Genomic DNA, 15,188 nt, shown 5'->3' on the forward strand with positions numbered 1-15,188 from the left:
GCCCTAGTCTTCTCGGACGGTCGAGCGCGGCAGCTCTCCGTCCGGACCCGCAATGCCGAAATCGATCAGCTTGTCGAGGCCGACGGTCACACCGGTGGCCGTCATGGCCGCGCGGACGGCGAGCAGGATGCCGGCCTCGTAGGCGTCGGGGCTCACGGTGTCGTGGCGGATGGTGAGAGTCTCCCCGAGACCGCCGAAGATCACCTGCTGCTCGGCGACCACACCGCTCATCCGGAGGCTGTGAACGGGGACGCTCGCGACCTGCTGGCCGCGGGCGCGCTGGTCGGTGTGCGGCGCGTTCACCGGTCCGCTCTGGGCGCGAGCGGCGCCGATGAGCTCCGCGGTGCGGACGGCGGTGCCGGAGGGCGAGTCCACCTTGCCCGCTCCGTGTGCCTCGACGATCTCGATCGAGTCGAAGAAACGGGCAGCGACAGTTGCGAACACGGTGCCGAGCGCGGAGCCGAGGGAGAAGTTGGGGATGACGACGGCTCCCGTTCCCTGGCGCTGGTCCACCCGGCGCTCAAGGTCCAGAATGCGGTCCGCCGACCAGCCGGAGGTGCCGACGAGGACGTTAAGGCCGTTGTCGATCGCGAACGCGACGATTCCAGGACTCACCTGGGGGAGGGTCATGTCCACCAGGACATGCGCCGCGAGCATGTCCTCGAGCGGGGAGCGCGAATCGAGCGCCGCCACGAGCTCCAGGTCGTGCGCCCCCTCGATCAGCCGCACGGCCACGCTGCCCAGTTTTCCGGTCGCACCGGCGACGGCCACGCGAATAGTCACCCTTCCAGCTTACCCGCCTCCCGCGGCCGATTACGCTGAGCCGATGGTGTCCTTTGCCGCTGTCTCCGTCGCCGACGCGTCCGCTCGCCGAATGCTGACCGGCTACTTCGCCGAACGCGCCGCCACTTTCCCACAGGAGCAGGGCGCCTACCGGACCACGTTCCCGGACCCCGGGCAGTTCGTGGCGCCAAACGGGGTGTTCTTACTCGCCTCCGACGAAGCCGGGGAGGCCGGCTGCGGCGGCGTCCGGGTGCTCTCCATCCCGCTCGCGGACGGGGAGGAGGGCCGGGCTGTCATCCGCTACGAGGTGAAGCACCTCTGGGTGAAGACGTCGCACCGCAGGCGTGGGCTCGGGCGCGCGCTCCTCGCCGAGCTGGAGCGCCGGGCGCGCGGTTTCGGCGCGACCGAGGTCGTGCTCGACACGAACGCGGCGCTAGAAGCGGCCGGCGGCCTCTACCGGCAACACGGCTACCAGAGCATCCACCCCTACAACGACAACCCCAACGCAACAGACTGGCTCCGCAAACCCCTCCCCTGACCCCGCTCAGACGGATTGGAGGTCGGGAAGGCCGGTGCGGAGTTCGACGGGGAGGTGGCCGAGGTCGTTGTGGACGACGAGGACCGGGGGCTTCGCCGAGCGGACGCGGATGACCGTGAGGCCGCAATTGGCCTGGTTGAGGCCGAGCCAGCGCCAGGACGGGGCATCGAAGACATGGCGGACGAACCAGCCGATGACGAAGTTGTGGGTCACCAGCAGATCGTGCCTGTCCCCCAGCGCCGGTGTGAGGAACTCGTGAACCGCGTCCTCCATCTGGGCGCTGCCGGCCTCGATCTCAGCTTCGGTCACCGAACCGAAGAACGATTCGAACGCCTTCGGCATGTCCGGGGTCGGTCCCGAGGGAATGCAGTCGAACAGCAGGCTGGAGGGCTCGGGGGCGAGGGCCGGCATCCGCTCACCGATGATCGCGGCGGTCTCGGCGGCGCGCGCGAGCGGCGAGTGGTACATGCCCGTGAAGGGCACACCGCTCAGCCGGTCCGCGATGAGCTGCGCCTGACGCTTTCCGCGCGGAGAGAGCGGACCGTCGGGCAGACCGTGTTCGGCGTCCTGCTGCTCACCATGACGCACGAGGTAGAGGTAGTGAAGCACCGGTGGAACCTTTCAAAGAGATGCGGGCAGCAGTCAGGAGACGAGTCCGGCGAAGGTGTCATCGGTCACATTCCCGACAGCCGAGACGGAGAACTCCCGGCCAACGAGGTCGCAGGCGAGGTCGCGCACATCGCCGGCGGTGACGAGACGCAGCCTGCGGAGGCTCTCGTCCAGGTCGGCGAACTCGCCCAGGCTGATCTCGGCGCGTCCGAGACGCGACATCCGGGTGTCGGAATCCTCCAGGGCGAGGGCGGTGCCGCCGGAGAGCTGGCCGACGGTGCGGCTCAGTTCCTCGGACGTGACGCCGCCATCAGCGAGACGGCGCAACTCGTCGAGAACGAGCTCGGCAACTTGCCGGGCCTTGGCCGGCGCGCAGCCCGCGTAGAGCCCGAAAACCCCGGCATCGGAGTAAGAGGCGGAGAAGGAGTAGACAGCGTAGGCGAGGCCGCGCTTCTCGCGGATCTCCTGGAAGAGGCGGCTGGACGTCCCGCCGCCGAGGACGGAGCTGAGGACGCTCATGGCGGTTCGCCGCTCATCCGACGCAACGATGCCGGGGACGCCGACGAGCAGGTTGACCTGCTCGGTGGGACGTTCGACCGTGACCACAGCGGCGGCCCGCTGGATGGCGGCCGGCACGGTGGCGCGGCGGGCGACCGGTCTCGCCGCTGCGGCGAGGTCCCAGCCCGCGGCGTCGAGCGCGCGCTGGACGCCGGCGACGAGCTGATCGTGATCGACCGCGCCCGCGGCGGTGACGACGAGATCCTGGGGGCGATAGTTCGCGCGGTAGTGGTTCCAGACGGCGTCGCGGGAGGCGGCCCTGATGCTCTCCGGGCGCCCGCCGATCGGCCGGCCGAGCGGATGATCGCCGAGAACCGCGGAGAACAGCCGTTCGTTGGCCACCTCGCTTGGGTCATCCTCGGTCATCGACAGCTCTTCCAGGATCACCGCCCGCTCGTTCTCGAACTCCGCCGGATCGAGCGCCGAGGAGGTGAGCATGTCGCCGATGACCTCGACGGCCATGTCGAGGTCCCTGTCCTGCACCTTGGCGTAGTAGCAGGTGTACTCCTTCGCGGTCATCGCGTTGTGCTCGCCGCCGACGGAGTCGAAGGCGACGGCGATGTCGAGCGCCGAGCGCGATCTGGTGCCCTTGAACAGCAGATGCTCGAGGAAGTGCGTGGAGCCGAGACTGCCGGGGACATGCTCTTGCTCGTCGCGCGAGCCGACCGCGACCCAATAGCCGAGCGTCGCACTCCTGGCCCCGGGAACCTGCTCGCTGAGGATGCGGACGCCGCTCGGCAGAATCGTCCGTCGGACCAGCGCGTCGCCGGAAGAGGCGAAGGTGAGATCGGCCGAACCGAACGAGAGGTCAACTGCGCTGTTCATCGCCTCAACCCTACGCCAGAGGCTCCCAAAACACGGAGTGAACAAATTGAGGACAAACAGAATATTCTGTCTATCTATATACTGGTTTCTAATCACCCGGACCGGCGATCCACCCTCGAAGCCGGTCCCGGTGGCTCTCATACCACACGGAGGTCACAACCTCCCAGCAGAAGGAGTCGTACCGGATGATCGTAAGCGCCCGAGCGACCATCCGGCCTCCCGCGCCGTCGAAGGTCAAAATCCTCGCAACAGCGGATGAGCTTTTCTATCAGGAAGGCATCCACACCGTCGGAGTGGACCGCATCATCGCCGGCGCGAAAGTGACGAAGGCGACGTTCTACAAGCACTTCCGGTCGAAGGACCTCCTCATCATCGCGTACGTCGAAGGACGCGATCGCCAAGGACGAGAGTGGTTCGCCCGGCACGAGCGGGAGCGGTCCAACCCGCGCGACATCGCCTGGGCCCTCGTCGACTCGATCACCGCAGAGGCGATCCGCCCGGAGTTCCGCGGCGACCCCTTCATCAACGCGGCCGCGCAGTTCGCCGACAAAAGCCATCCGGTGCGCATCGCCGTGACCGCCCACCGAGACTGGTACGCGAAGCGGATCGAAGAGCTGTTCCGCGAGATCGGGCACGCACACCCCGGAGACGCCGCCGACGATCTGATCCTGGCGTGTGACGGGGCGATGGCGGGTGGCTACGTCGGTGACCCGATCGCCGCGGGCGCCGCCCTGCACCGGACGCTGGAACGGATTCTCCCGGAGGCCTGAGATCTAATCCGAGACGCGGTCCAGCTCCCGCATCTGAGTGCGCGAGAGGCGGACACCGGCGGCGGCGAGCAGGGCGTCGACCTGCTCCGGACGGCTGGCGCTCGCGACCGGGGCGACGATCGTGCGCTTGACGAGCAGCCAGGCGATGGCGATGCTCGCCGGAGCGACGCCCTGCTCGGCGGCGATGCGGTCGAGCACAGCCAGGACGCGCAGCCCCCGGCGGTTGACGTACGCCGACGCGCGCACGCTCCGGGCGCCGGCGGTCAGATCGCCCTTCGAGCGATACTTACCCGTCAGGAAACCGTTGGCGAGAGCGTGGCGGGGCATGACCGCGAGGCCCTGCGCCGCGGCGACGATGCGCAGCGCACTCTCGAATTCGGCACGGTGCATGAGGTTGTACTGGGTCTGGATCGCCACGAACTTCGGGAGACCGGAGGAGACCAGGATGCGCGCCTCGATCAGCCGATCGGCGCTGAAGTTCGAGGCGGCGAGATAACGGACCTTCCCGGTCTCGATCAGCCACTCGGCCGTTGCGAGGCTGTCCTCCAGGGGGATGTCGGGGTCATCGTCGTGGAAGTAGAGCAGGTCGATGCGATCGGTCTGTAGACGCTCCAGCGAGGACTCGACGGCGCGGACGATACTGACCGGGCCGAGGCCGAGGTTCTCGTGGTGGCGGCCGACTTTGGTGGCGACGACGAGGTCGTCGCGGTTGCCGCGCTTGCGCATCCAATGGCCGATCAGCACTTCGCTGCGACCGCCGACGTAGCTGTCGGCCGTGTCGATGAAATCGCCGCCGGCCGCGGCGAACCGATCGAGGATGGCGAGGGAGGTATCGCCGTCGGCCGTCCAGCCGAAGACGCTGGCGCCGAGGGAGAGCGGGTGGACCGCGAGGTCGGACTCGCCGATGCGCCGGGGCGCGATGATCGAGAGCGGGCGGGTGGACTCCAAACCGGGGTCGATGTCGGTCGGACCGCCGATGGCGGCGGAGGGCTCGCCGGCGGGCGAGGGGGAAGCGGTGGTCGGCTCGTGGACGGAGGACACGGGAACGGCGGGCCGTGGGTTCGCCACGGCCCGCGCTGTCGCCGCGTCGCTCCCGACAGCCGGGCTTTCCGCCGCCGCTGCAACGGCCTGTGCGGAGGGCAGACGGATGCCGACGGTCTCGAGCAGACGCAGGGGAAGCAGCTGTGGCATGCTCTCCCCCCCTTTCCCGGCCGACCCGGTGCAGTACCGAACCGACTCAAAAGCGACTGCTCTGAAACGGTGCTTCCAGCGTAGGCCAAGGGTCCGACACGCCAGGGCCGAAATCGAGAGGAGAAAGGGGAGTCTTCGGTCACGATTTCATCACGGCCGCTCCGGAGACAGCCGATGACCGGGCAGAGGGCGTGAGCGGCGCTCCCTCTCGGCGATCGCTGCCCGCTGACACGCGGGCCCTCCTCCACAGACGCTGAAACATAACGCATTGTCCACCAATTCCGGCTTCGGCCGCGAGTGCGTCGCCGCCGTGCGCTACAGTCCGAGGAACGCAACCAGCACCAAGCGTGAGGAACCACCGTGGCCTACGACACTCCCCGACCGAGACAGCGCCACCGGGCGCTCCGGATCATAGGGATCGCGCTCGCCGCGCTCCTCGTGATCGTCGTGATCGCGGGCGGGATCGGGGTGTGGACGGTCACCCGGTCATTCCCGCAGACCTCCGGCACGCTGACGCTCCCCGGCCTGACGAAACCGGTGACCGTGACCAGAGACTCGGCGGGGGTGCCGCAGATCACCGCGCAGACCGCCAACGACCTGTTCCGGGCACAGGGGTACGTACACGCCCAGGACCGCTTCTGGGAGATGGACTCCCGGCGGCATGTCACCGCGGGCCGTCTCTCGGAGCTCTTCGGGGCCAGCCAGGTGCCCACCGACAGGTTCATCCGCACACTGAGCTGGCGAAACATCGCGGAGCAGGAGGTGGAGTTGCTCGACGAGACGGCCCTGCGCTACTTACTACCAGGACTACGCCGACGAAGTGAACGCATACCTCGCCGGGCACCGGGGGGCGGAGATCTCCCTGGAGTACGCGGTGCTCGGTCTGCAAAACCCCGGATACTCCCCCGCGAAGTGGACACCGGCCGACTCGGTCGCCTGGCTGAAAGCGATGGCGTGGGACCTCCGCTCCAACCTCGAAGACGAAATCGACCGGGCGCTGCTCTCGACGACGCTGACGGCCCAGCAGGTCGCCGAACTGCACCCGGGGTACGACTACGCCGCGCATCCCACGATCACGGAGCTGGGCAGCGGGGCGGCGGAGCCCGGGGCCGGAGGCGCTCCGGGCACGGTGAGAGCGGGCGGCGCCGGTGGGAACGAGACCGACAGGAACAGGGCCGACGGGAGAACCCGGTCGGCGACGGACGGACAGGCGGGCACGCTGGCGACGGTGCCCGTCGCGGACTACCGCGACGGGCTGCAGCAGGTGGCGACGAGCCTTGCGGCGCTGCCGAAGCCGATGGGGCCCGCGGGCACGGACATCAGCTCGAACTCGTGGGTGGTGTCCGAAGACCACACGGCGACCGGCAAACCGCTGCTCGCGAACGACCCGCACCTCGGCGCCTCGATGCCGTCGGTCTGGTATCAGATCGGCTTGCGGTGCGCGAGGGTCACGGCAGAGTTCCCGTTCGCTGTCTCCGGGTTCGGGTTCTCCGGCTTCCCGGGCGTCGTCATCGGGCACAACGAGCGGATCGCGTGGGGGTTCACGAACCTCGGGCCGGATGTCGCCGATCTGTACGTGGAGAGAGTCGACAGCAACACGAACACGTACGAGTACGATGGCGCCCAGATTCCGCTCACGATCCGCTCGGAGTACCAGCTGTCGCTACAGTGGACAGCGCTGACGCCGGGGCCAACTCCGAGCGCCATCTTTGCCTTCGACACCGCCCGCGACTGGCCGAGCTTCCGGGCCGCAGCGGCCTCGTTCCAGGTGCCGTCGCAGAACCTGCTCTACGCCGATGCGGACGGCAACATCGGCTATCAGGCTCCCGGCGCCGTTCCCATCCGTGCGAGCGAAGACGGCACGATGCCGGTTCCCGGCTGGACGAGCCGGTACGGGTGGGTGGGCAGCATCCCGTACGATGAGCTGCCGAGCGTGCTCAATCCGCCGCGCGGGTACATCGTCACCGCGAACAATGCGGCGGTGGGTCCCGAGTTCCCGCAGCTGATCACGCAAGACTGGGATGCCGGTTACCGCGCCAACCAGATCAACGTGCGCCTGGAGAGGCTGCTCTCCGCAGAGAAGAAGGTGACGACGGCGGAGATGACGGCGATCCAGGCGGACACCTACGATGCGAACGCCGCGACCCTGGCCCCGCTCATCATCGCGATCGGGAACCGAGCGGATCCGGCCTCGGGGGTGGCGAACGCTGCCCGGCTGCTGACCGGGTGGGACTACGGCGACGACGCCGACAGCGCGGCAGCCGCCTATTTCGCCGTCTTCTGGAAGAACCTGCTCGCGGACGCCTTCGGCAGGAAGCTTCCCGGCTCCACACCGCCGGAGGGCGGGGACCGCTGGTTCCAAGTGGTGCAGACGCTGATCGCAGAGCCCGGCTCGGAGTGGTGGACGGACAGTACGCTCGGCGTCGCCGGTCGCGACAACATGATCGAACACGTGGCGAACGCCGCTTGGAAGGAGGCGACCCAGCGGCTCGGCGGCGATCCGTCCTCGTGGCGCTGGGGCAGCCTGCACACCCTGGAGCTCACGAACGCGAGCTTCGGGACGTCCGGGATCGCCCCGGTCAAGTGGCTGTTCAACCGCGGGCCGTACCGTGTCGGCGGCGGCTCCAGCATTGTGAACGCGACCGGCTGGGATGCATCCGCCGGCTACGAAGTGAGCCACGTCCCGTCCATGCGGATGGTGATCGACCTCGCGGACTTCGATCGGAGCACCTGGGTCAACCTCACCGGAGCGTCCGGCCACGCTTTCGACCCGCACTACGCCGATCAGGCCGCTCTGTGGGCTCGCGGCCAGACCCGGCCCTGGCCGTTCACTCCGGCCGCGTCCCGCGATGCCGCCACGCAGACCCTCCGCCTCACGCCCTGACCGGCCCCGCGCCCTCTCCCCTCACGCGAGAGGATGGCGACGGGGAGTTCGTCAGCGGGAGGACGGCCAGCTGCGTTCGGGGGAACCCACGTAAAGCTGCTGGGGGCGGCCGATCTTGGTGCCCGGGTCGAGCATCATCTCACGCCAGTGGGCGATCCAGCCGGGGAGGCGGCCGATGGCGAAGAGCACCGTGAACATCCGAGTCGGGAAGCCCATCGCCTTGTAGATGACGCCGGTGTAGAAGTCCACATTCGGGTAGAGCTTGCGGTCTATGAAATACTGGTCGGCGAGAGCGACTTCCTCGAGCTCCTTGGCGATGTCGAGAAGCGGGTCGTGGACGCCCAGAGCGGAGAGAACCTCGTCCGCGGACTGCTTGACGAGCCTGGCCCGGGGGTCGAAGTTCTTGTAGACGCGGTGGCCGAAGCCCATGAGCTTGACGCCGGACTCCTTGTTCTTGACACGCTCGACGAACTTCTGAACGCCCTCGCCCGAGTCGCGGATGCCGGCGAGCATCTGCAGCACAGCCTCATTGGCGCCGCCGTGAAGCGGACCGTAGAGGGCGTTGATGCCGGCGGAGACCGAGGCGAACAGATTGGCCTGGGTCGAGCCGACGAGGCGGACCGTCGACGTGGAGGCGTTCTGCTCGTGGTCCTCGTGCAGGATGAGCAGACGCTCCAGCGCACGGGAGAGCACCGGGTCCACCTCGTACGGCTCGGCCAGCGTACCGAAGTTGAGGCGGAGGAAGTTGTCCACGAAGCTCAGCGAATTGTCCGGGTAGAGGAACGCCTGACCAATGCTCTTCTTGTGGGCGTAGGCCGCGATGACCGGCAATTTCGCCAGGAGGCGGACGGTGGAGAGCTCCACCTGCTCCGGGTCGTGGACGCTCAGCGAGTCCTGGTAGAAGGTCGACAGCGCGGAGACCGCGCTGGAGAGCACCGACATCGGGTGCGCGTCGTGCGGGAGCGCGCTGAAGAAGCGGCGCAGATCCTCGTGGAGGAGCGTGTGACGACGGATGCGCGCGTCGAAGTCCGCGAGCTCCGAGGCACTGGGCAGCTCACCGTGGATGAGCAACCAAGCCACCTCGAGGAAGGTGGAGTTCCCGGCCAGCTGCTCGATCGGGTAACCGCGGTAGCGCAGAATCCCGGCGTCGCCGTCGATGTAAGTGATCGAGGAGCGAGTGGCGGCGGTGTTGACAAAGCCGTAGTCCAGACTGGTCAGCCCGGTCTGGCGGGTGAAGCTGGAGAGGTCGATGCTGCCGGGTCCCTGACTGCTCGGCAGCATCGGGAACTCGGCCACACCGCCCGGGTAGGTCAGGGACGCGGTCGGCATCCCCTCGCGGGCGGGGCCGCTCTGCTCCGCCGGGGCTTTCTCGGTGCCGAGTCCGGTCACAACGCCTCCTGGTGAAAGTTGCTGGATTTCGTGCGCCGATGGGGGCAGCGCGCTGCACAATGATCGTGCTGTTACAGCCTAGCCAACCCGCGAGACAACTGTTGACTCGCCCAAAGGGACAGCCGTGCTTTTAGAGGGAGTATCCAAAGGCCCGCAGCCGTGCGGCTGCGTCCGCGATCCGCTCGTCTGTCGCGGTGAGCGAGAGACGCACATGCTGCGGGTAGTGGTCGCCGTAGAAGTGCCCCGGTCCGCCCAGGACGCCGAGGCCGGCGAGCCGGCCGATGGTCTCCCAGGCGTCGCGGCCCTCGGTGGCCCAGAGGTACAGGCCGCCCTCGCTGCGATCGACGCGGAAACCGGCCGCCTCCAGCGCGGGCTTCAGCTGCGCGCGACGGGCGGCGTAGCGGGCGCGCTGTGCGGCCACATGCTCGTCGTCGCCCAGAGCGGCCACCATCGCGGCTTGCAACGGAGCGGGCAGCATGAGACCGGCGTGCTTCCGCACGGTGGTGAGGCGAGCGACCAGGGCGGGACAGCCCGCCACGAACGCGGCTCGGTAGCCGGCGAGATTCGACTGCTTGCTGAGCGAGTAGACGGCGAGGACGCCGCGGCGGTCCTCGCCGGTCACCCGCGGGTCCAGGACGCTCGGGACACGCTGCGCATCCCACGGCGGCTCCCAGCCCAGCTCGGCGTAGCACTCGTCGCTCGCCAGATACGCGCCGAGCTCCCGGGCGCGCACGACGGCAGCACGCAGCTGGTCCACGGACAGGACGTGCCCGTCGGGGTTTCCGGGGCTGTTGAGCCAGACGAGCCGGGTACTCTCCGGCCACTCGGCCGGGTCGTCGCTCGCCACAGCGGCGGCTCCGGCGATCGCGGCGCCGATCGCGTAGGTAGGGTAGGCCGCGCGCGGGTGTACCACGGCATCCCCGTGGCCGAGCCCGAGGAAGAACGGCAGCAAGGCGACGAGTTCCTTCGAGCCGATGGTCGGCAGGACGTTCTCGGCGCTGAGCCCGGGGACGGCGCGGCGGCGCTCGAACCAGGCGACGATAGCCTCGCGGAGGGCCAGTGTCCCGGCCGTCTGCGGATAGGCGTGCGCATCGGTCGCCGCAGCGAGCGCATCGCGGATCAGCGCGGGCGTGGCGTCCACCGGGGAGCCGATGGAGAGGTCGACGAGACCGTCTGCGTGTTCGCGCGCTCGGGCGGCGTACGGTGCCATGAGGTCCCAGGGATAGTCCGGAAGCTCGTGCAGCGCCACGTCAGTGTGCCTGGGGCGGGAGCGCGGCGATGATCGGGTGGTCCTTCGCGATGACGCCCACCTTGGCTGCGCCGCCGGGCGAGCCGATGTCGTCAAAGAACTCGACATTGGCCTTGTAGTAGTCGGCCCACTCTTCGGGGAGGTCGTCTTCGTAGTAGATGGCCTCGACCGGGCAGACCGGCTCGCAGGCGCCGCAGTCGACGCACTCGTCGGGGTGGATGTACAGGGACCGTTCACCCTCGTAGATGCAGTCGACAGGGCACTCGTCGATACAGGCCCGGTCTTTCACATCGACGCACGGGAGGGCGATGACATAGGTCACGGTGGTTCTGATCCCTTCGCAGAAACGCTTCGAGGCTACCTGTCTAGCTTATGCCGTCCCGGCCGCGTCAACGGGCCCGCACGGATCAGAGGGCCGGTCCGGCCCCGCGTCGCGAGAGGTCGGGCCAGGCGAGGGCGACGGCGGCGATCAGGAAGGGGGCGACGAGCCAGATCTGCCCGAGCGCATTGTCCGGGATCAGCACCGAGCCGCCCGGGCTCTGCTGCGCGAAGACCAGGATCGTACCGAGCGTCCCGGCCGCCGCGAGTGCGGCGGGCACGCGGCTGTGACCGAGGAGCCGCAGCCCGGCGAGCAGGGCAGCGATGGCGAGCAGGGACCCGATCAGGCCGAGCGGGATCGGCACACCCCATCCGACGGCGATCTGGTGGGCGACTGTCCCGACACCGCCGACGATCGCGCCGACGATCAGGAGCGGAACCGCGCTGACGATCCGGCTGAGCATGTTCGCATCCTATCTCTGGACACAATCCGGAACCGTGCCCTAAAGTCAGTCAGGAAGATAAGGTTAGCGTTACCTGACTGAACCGAAGCCCTCCCTCCGAAACCCTCCACCGGCAAGGTTCCCCCTGTGATCGCGAACTACTTGATCGGCCTCCGCGAAGGTCTCGAAATGGCGCTCATCGTCACCATCCTCGTTGCGTACGCGGCGAAGACACGCCACACCGGCATCCTCCCGAAGCTGTGGCTCGGGGTCGGCGTCGCCCTGGTCGTCCCGCTCGGGATCGGCGCGCTGCTCACCTGGGGGCCATACGGGCTGAGCTTCGAGGCGCAGGAGGCCGTCGGCGGCGCCCTGTCGCTCGCCGCGGTGGGCTTCGTCACCTGGATGATCCTCTGGATGGGCAAAACAGCCCACTCGCTGACCGCCACCCTGGAGAACCGCCTGGACGCGGCGCTCGTCGGCGCGGGCTGGGGCGTGGTCGCGCTCGCCATGCTGAGCGTCGGGCGCGAGGGCGTCGAAACCGCCCTGTTCGTGTGGGCCACCGTCGCCAGCGTCGGCGGCGGCTGGGAGCCGATCGTCGGCGCGACACTCGGGCTGATCAGCGCTGCGGTCGTCGGATTCCTGCTCTACCGCGGGATGGTGCGGATCAACCTAGGATCGTTCTTCGCCTGGACCGGCGCTTTTCTGGTGGTCGTCGCCGGTGGCGTTCTCGCCTACGGCCTCGGCGACCTGCAGGAAGCGGGCATCCTCCCGGGAGCCAACATCCACGCCTACGACATCAGCGGAATCGTCCCCGCGTCCAGTTGGTACGGCACCGCGCTCGCCGGCATCGTGAACTTCACCCCGTCCCCCACCTGGCTGCAGGTCGTCGCGTGGGCCGGTTACATCGTCGTGGTCTCGTTCCTCTTCCTCCGGCAGCGCCGCGCCTCACGCCGCACTGCCCCCGTGAAACCGCAGGAGACAGCGGTCGCGCAGCACGACCCCGTCACCTCCTGACACCCCGCAGCGATTCCCCTCCGAGCAGAAAGCACAGCGTCCCTATGCCCCGTCTCCGCCCGCGCAGCACGATCGCCGGCGCTCTCGCCGGAACCGCCGCCCTCGCGTTCGCCCTCACCGGCTGTGTGCCGAACAACCCCGGCGGAGGCAGCGCTGGAACGACCGGCGCGGCCATCCCGGTCACTCTCCACGACGAGAAAAACACGGTCGGCACGGCGACCGCCCGCTCCGGACCCGTCACGTTCCAGGTGACGAACAAGGGCACCGACGTGAACGAGTTCGAGGTGCTCGCTTCGGACAAGCTGCGCATCGCGGGTGAGAAGGATAACATCGGCCCCGGCACGACGGTGAACTACGTCGTCCAACTCACCGAGGGCCGATACTTCACCGCGTGCAAGAAGGGGATGGTCGGCAGCCCGACCTCTCTCGCCGCGTTCTCCGTCACGAAGGGCTCCGGCGACGCTAAGGCCGCCGGCGAGACGAAACAGATCCAGCAGGCAGTCACGAACTACACAGGCTATGTGAAGGACCAAGCCGGCCAGCTGCTGAGCGCCACGCAGACCTTCGCGGCCGCTTACGAGGCGGGCGACGACACCGCAGCCCGCGCGCAGTACCCGGCGGCGCGCCAGCACTACGAGCGCATCGAGCCGACCGCCGAGCAGTTCGGCGACATCGACCCCGCGCTCGACCTCCGCGAGGCCGACCTGGAGCAGGGCCAGAGCTGGACCGGCTGGCACCGCATCGAGAAGGATCTGTGGGCTCCCGCCGGGCACGTCCCGTCTAACGCGGCCGATCGCAAGCGACTCGGCGACCGGCTCGTCTCGGATACCCAGCGGCTGTACGACCTCGTCTACGCGAAAGGCTTCTCCCTCACCCTCGACCAGATCTCCAACGGAGCCTCCAGCCTGATGGAAGAGGTCGCGGGAAGCAAGATCACCGGTGAGGAGGAGACATTCTCTCACAGCGACCTCTGGGACTTCGCAGCGAACGTCGAAGGCGCGCAAGTCGCCTACGAGACAGTCCGCGACGTCCTGGTGGAGAAGGGCGACGCTGGCAAAGCGATGGCGAAGAAGCTCGACGCCGAGTTCGCCGCCATCGGCAAGCTGCTGAGCCGGTACGCCTCCGGCGAGGGCTACGCGAGCTACACGCAGCTGAGCACCGCGCAGGTGAAAGAGCTGTCCGACAAGGTGAACGCGCTCAGCGAGCCGCTCAGCCAGCTCACCTCGATCCTCGTCAAGAGCCGGCGGTAGCAGGCGCGTGAGCGAAAAGACAGCCGGGGACGTGCCGGCCTCGTCCCCAGCCTCCTGCGGCTTCTCCCGGCGCGGGCTGCTGGGGCTGGTGGGGGCGGCGGCGGGGGCAGGCCTCGCCGGGTTCGGAGCCGGCGTGGCAGCCGGCCACGCGATCACCGGGCCGGACACGGCGGGCGCTGCGACCACATACCCGTTCTACGGCGGCCATCAGGCGGGCATCACGACGCCCGTCCAAGACCGGCTCCACTTCGCCGCGTTCGATGTCGCCGCCGATCTCACCCGCGCGGGGCTGATCGAGCTGCTCCAGGACTGGACGACCGCCGCCGCCCGGATGACGCAGGGGAAGCCGGCGGGCACGGGCGGGCCCGCCTCCGGGCCGCTCGACACACCCCCCGACGACACCGGCGAGGCGCTCGGCCTGCCCGCGGGTGGCCTGACCATCACGTTCGGGTTCGGCCCCACCCTCTTCACCTCCGCTGCGGGCGACGACCGGTTCGGCATCGCCCGCCGGCAGCCCGCGGCGCTCATCGACCTCCCGCACTTCCCCGGCGATGCGCTGCTCGACCAGTACACCGTCGGTGACCTGTGCGTGCAAGCCTGCAGCGAAGACCCGCAGGTGGCCGTCCACGCCATCCGGAACCTCTCCCGCATCGCCTTCGGCCGCGCTGCCATCCGCTGGTCGCAGCTCGGGTTCGGCCGCACCTCGTCCACCTCGCGCAGCCAGACGACCCCGCGCAACCTGTTCGGCTTCAAGGACGGCACGGCCAACATCACCTCCGAGGACGCCGCCGCCGTCACCCAGCAGGTCTGGGCGGCGCGAGCGGATGGGAGCGAGTGGATGGCGGGCGGCTCCTACCTGGTCGCCCGCAAGATCCGCATGACGATCGAGACCTGGGACCGCCAGCAGCTCGGCGAACTGGAGCATGTCATCGGCCGGGACAAGGGCGAGGGCGCCCCGCTCTCGGGCGGCACCGAGTTCACGGAGCCGAACTTCCTGGCCCTCGCCGCCTCCGGGAGCACCAAGATCGACCCGGACTCGCACGTCCGCCTCGCGCACCCGAGCACGAACGACGGAGCCCGGATCCTCCGCCGCGGCTACAACTTCGTCGATGGCAACGACGAACTCGGACGCCTGAACGCGGGTCTGTTCTTCATCGCGTTCCAGCGGGACCCGCGCAAGCAGTTCATCCCGATCCAGTCGCAGCTCGCCCGCAACGACGCCATGAACGAGTACGTGAAGCATGTGGGCTCCGCGCTCTTCGCCGTGCCTCCCGGCGCTCGGGAAGGCTCGTATATCGGGGCGAGCCTGTTCGCCTGAGGCGGCGGAGCCGACGGCGGCGCCGAACACAACCGCGGCGTCCACGGGA

At 68.8% G+C, this 15,188-nt stretch carries 14 protein-coding genes and 1 pseudogene; 7 read left to right on the forward strand and 8 right to left on the reverse strand.

Annotated elements, in window-relative coordinates:
- Positions 1-3: 3 nt before the first annotated feature.
- A complete protein-coding gene (gene dapB, locus LXX_RS08005) occupies positions 4-783 on the reverse strand; it encodes a 4-hydroxy-tetrahydrodipicolinate reductase (protein ID WP_041767624.1) in 780 nt (259 codons plus the stop codon).
- Between the two features lie 43 nt (positions 784-826).
- On the opposite strand from dapB, the gene LXX_RS08010 reads away from it, so the two are divergent.
- Complete coding sequence (locus tag LXX_RS08010; RefSeq protein ID WP_041767625.1) at positions 827-1,321, forward strand: GNAT family N-acetyltransferase; 495 nt, start codon at positions 827-829, stop codon at positions 1,319-1,321.
- Positions 1,322-1,327: 6 nt separating this feature from the next.
- On the opposite strand, the gene LXX_RS08015 is transcribed toward LXX_RS08010, so the two are convergent.
- Both LXX_RS08015 and LXX_RS08020 read right to left on the reverse strand, forming a co-directional pair.
- Complete coding sequence (locus LXX_RS08015; protein ID WP_041767626.1) at positions 1,328-1,930, reverse strand: histidine phosphatase family protein; 603 nt, start codon at positions 1,928-1,930, stop codon at positions 1,328-1,330.
- Between the two features lie 33 nt (positions 1,931-1,963).
- Entirely contained in the window at positions 1,964-3,313 is a 1,350-nt protein-coding gene (locus LXX_RS08020) for a M16 family metallopeptidase (protein WP_041767627.1), read from the reverse strand.
- Positions 3,314-3,498: 185 nt separating this feature from the next.
- Between LXX_RS08020 and LXX_RS08025 the strand changes: the two genes are divergently transcribed.
- Positions 3,499-4,083, forward strand: coding sequence for a TetR/AcrR family transcriptional regulator (locus LXX_RS08025; RefSeq protein WP_011186398.1), 585 nt, complete (start codon positions 3,499-3,501; stop codon positions 4,081-4,083).
- Between the two features lie 3 nt (positions 4,084-4,086).
- Here LXX_RS08025 and LXX_RS08030 read toward each other — a convergent pair whose 3' ends face one another.
- Positions 4,087-5,274: an aldo/keto reductase gene (locus LXX_RS08030; RefSeq protein WP_223227619.1), complete on the reverse strand. Its 1,188-nt coding sequence runs from the start codon at positions 5,272-5,274 to the stop codon at positions 4,087-4,089.
- A 564-nt stretch (positions 5,275-5,838) separates the two neighbouring features.
- On the opposite strand from LXX_RS08030, the pseudogene LXX_RS16245 reads away from it, so the two are divergent.
- Both LXX_RS16245 and LXX_RS08035 read left to right on the forward strand, forming a co-directional pair.
- A pseudogene (locus LXX_RS16245) lies at positions 5,839-6,000 on the forward strand (penicillin acylase family protein); the annotation flags it as partial.
- 94 nt (positions 6,001-6,094) lie between these two features.
- Positions 6,095-8,158: a penicillin acylase family protein gene (locus tag LXX_RS08035; RefSeq protein ID WP_256030683.1), complete on the forward strand. Its 2,064-nt coding sequence runs from the start codon at positions 6,095-6,097 to the stop codon at positions 8,156-8,158.
- A 51-nt stretch (positions 8,159-8,209) separates the two neighbouring features.
- Here the strand turns inward: LXX_RS08035 and LXX_RS08040 are convergent, their stop codons facing one another.
- The 4 genes from LXX_RS08040 to LXX_RS08055 all read right to left on the reverse strand — a co-directional run bounded on the left by LXX_RS08040 (position 8,210) and on the right by LXX_RS08055 (position 11,578).
- The gene (locus tag LXX_RS08040; protein ID WP_011186400.1) at positions 8,210-9,487 is read right to left on the reverse strand and encodes a citrate synthase; all 1,278 of its coding nucleotides are present in this window, start codon (positions 9,485-9,487) and stop codon (positions 8,210-8,212) included.
- Positions 9,488-9,677: 190 nt separating this feature from the next.
- Entirely contained in the window at positions 9,678-10,796 is a 1,119-nt protein-coding gene (gene dapC / locus LXX_RS08045; protein ID WP_011186401.1) for a succinyldiaminopimelate transaminase, read from the reverse strand.
- A 1-nt stretch (position 10,797) separates the two neighbouring features.
- Positions 10,798-11,118 (reverse strand): ferredoxin, encoded by a 321-nt coding sequence (gene fdxA / locus LXX_RS08050; RefSeq protein ID WP_011186402.1) that lies wholly within the window; start codon positions 11,116-11,118, stop codon positions 10,798-10,800.
- 85 nt (positions 11,119-11,203) lie between these two features.
- Positions 11,204-11,578, reverse strand: coding sequence for a hypothetical protein (locus LXX_RS08055; protein ID WP_011186403.1), 375 nt, complete (start codon positions 11,576-11,578; stop codon positions 11,204-11,206).
- A gap of 126 nt (positions 11,579-11,704) precedes the next feature.
- On the opposite strand from LXX_RS08055, the gene efeU reads away from it, so the two are divergent.
- Genes efeU through efeB form a run of 3 tightly spaced genes read left to right on the forward strand, consistent with a single transcriptional unit; the run spans position 11,705 to position 15,139 of the window.
- Complete coding sequence (efeU, locus tag LXX_RS08060; RefSeq protein WP_011186404.1) at positions 11,705-12,571, forward strand: iron uptake transporter permease EfeU; 867 nt, start codon at positions 11,705-11,707, stop codon at positions 12,569-12,571.
- Positions 12,572-12,615: 44 nt separating this feature from the next.
- On the forward strand, positions 12,616-13,821 hold the full coding sequence (gene efeO / locus LXX_RS08065; protein WP_011186405.1) for an iron uptake system protein EfeO: 1,206 nt from the start codon (positions 12,616-12,618) through the stop codon (positions 13,819-13,821).
- 7 nt (positions 13,822-13,828) lie between these two features.
- Positions 13,829-15,139 (forward strand): iron uptake transporter deferrochelatase/peroxidase subunit, encoded by a 1,311-nt coding sequence (gene efeB / locus LXX_RS08070; RefSeq protein WP_011186406.1) that lies wholly within the window; start codon positions 13,829-13,831, stop codon positions 15,137-15,139.
- Positions 15,140-15,188: the final 49 nt, after the last annotated feature.

The organism is Leifsonia xyli subsp. xyli str. CTCB07 (assembly GCF_000007665.1).
GTDB classification, from domain to species: domain Bacteria; phylum Actinomycetota; class Actinomycetes; order Actinomycetales; family Microbacteriaceae; genus Leifsonia; species Leifsonia xyli_C.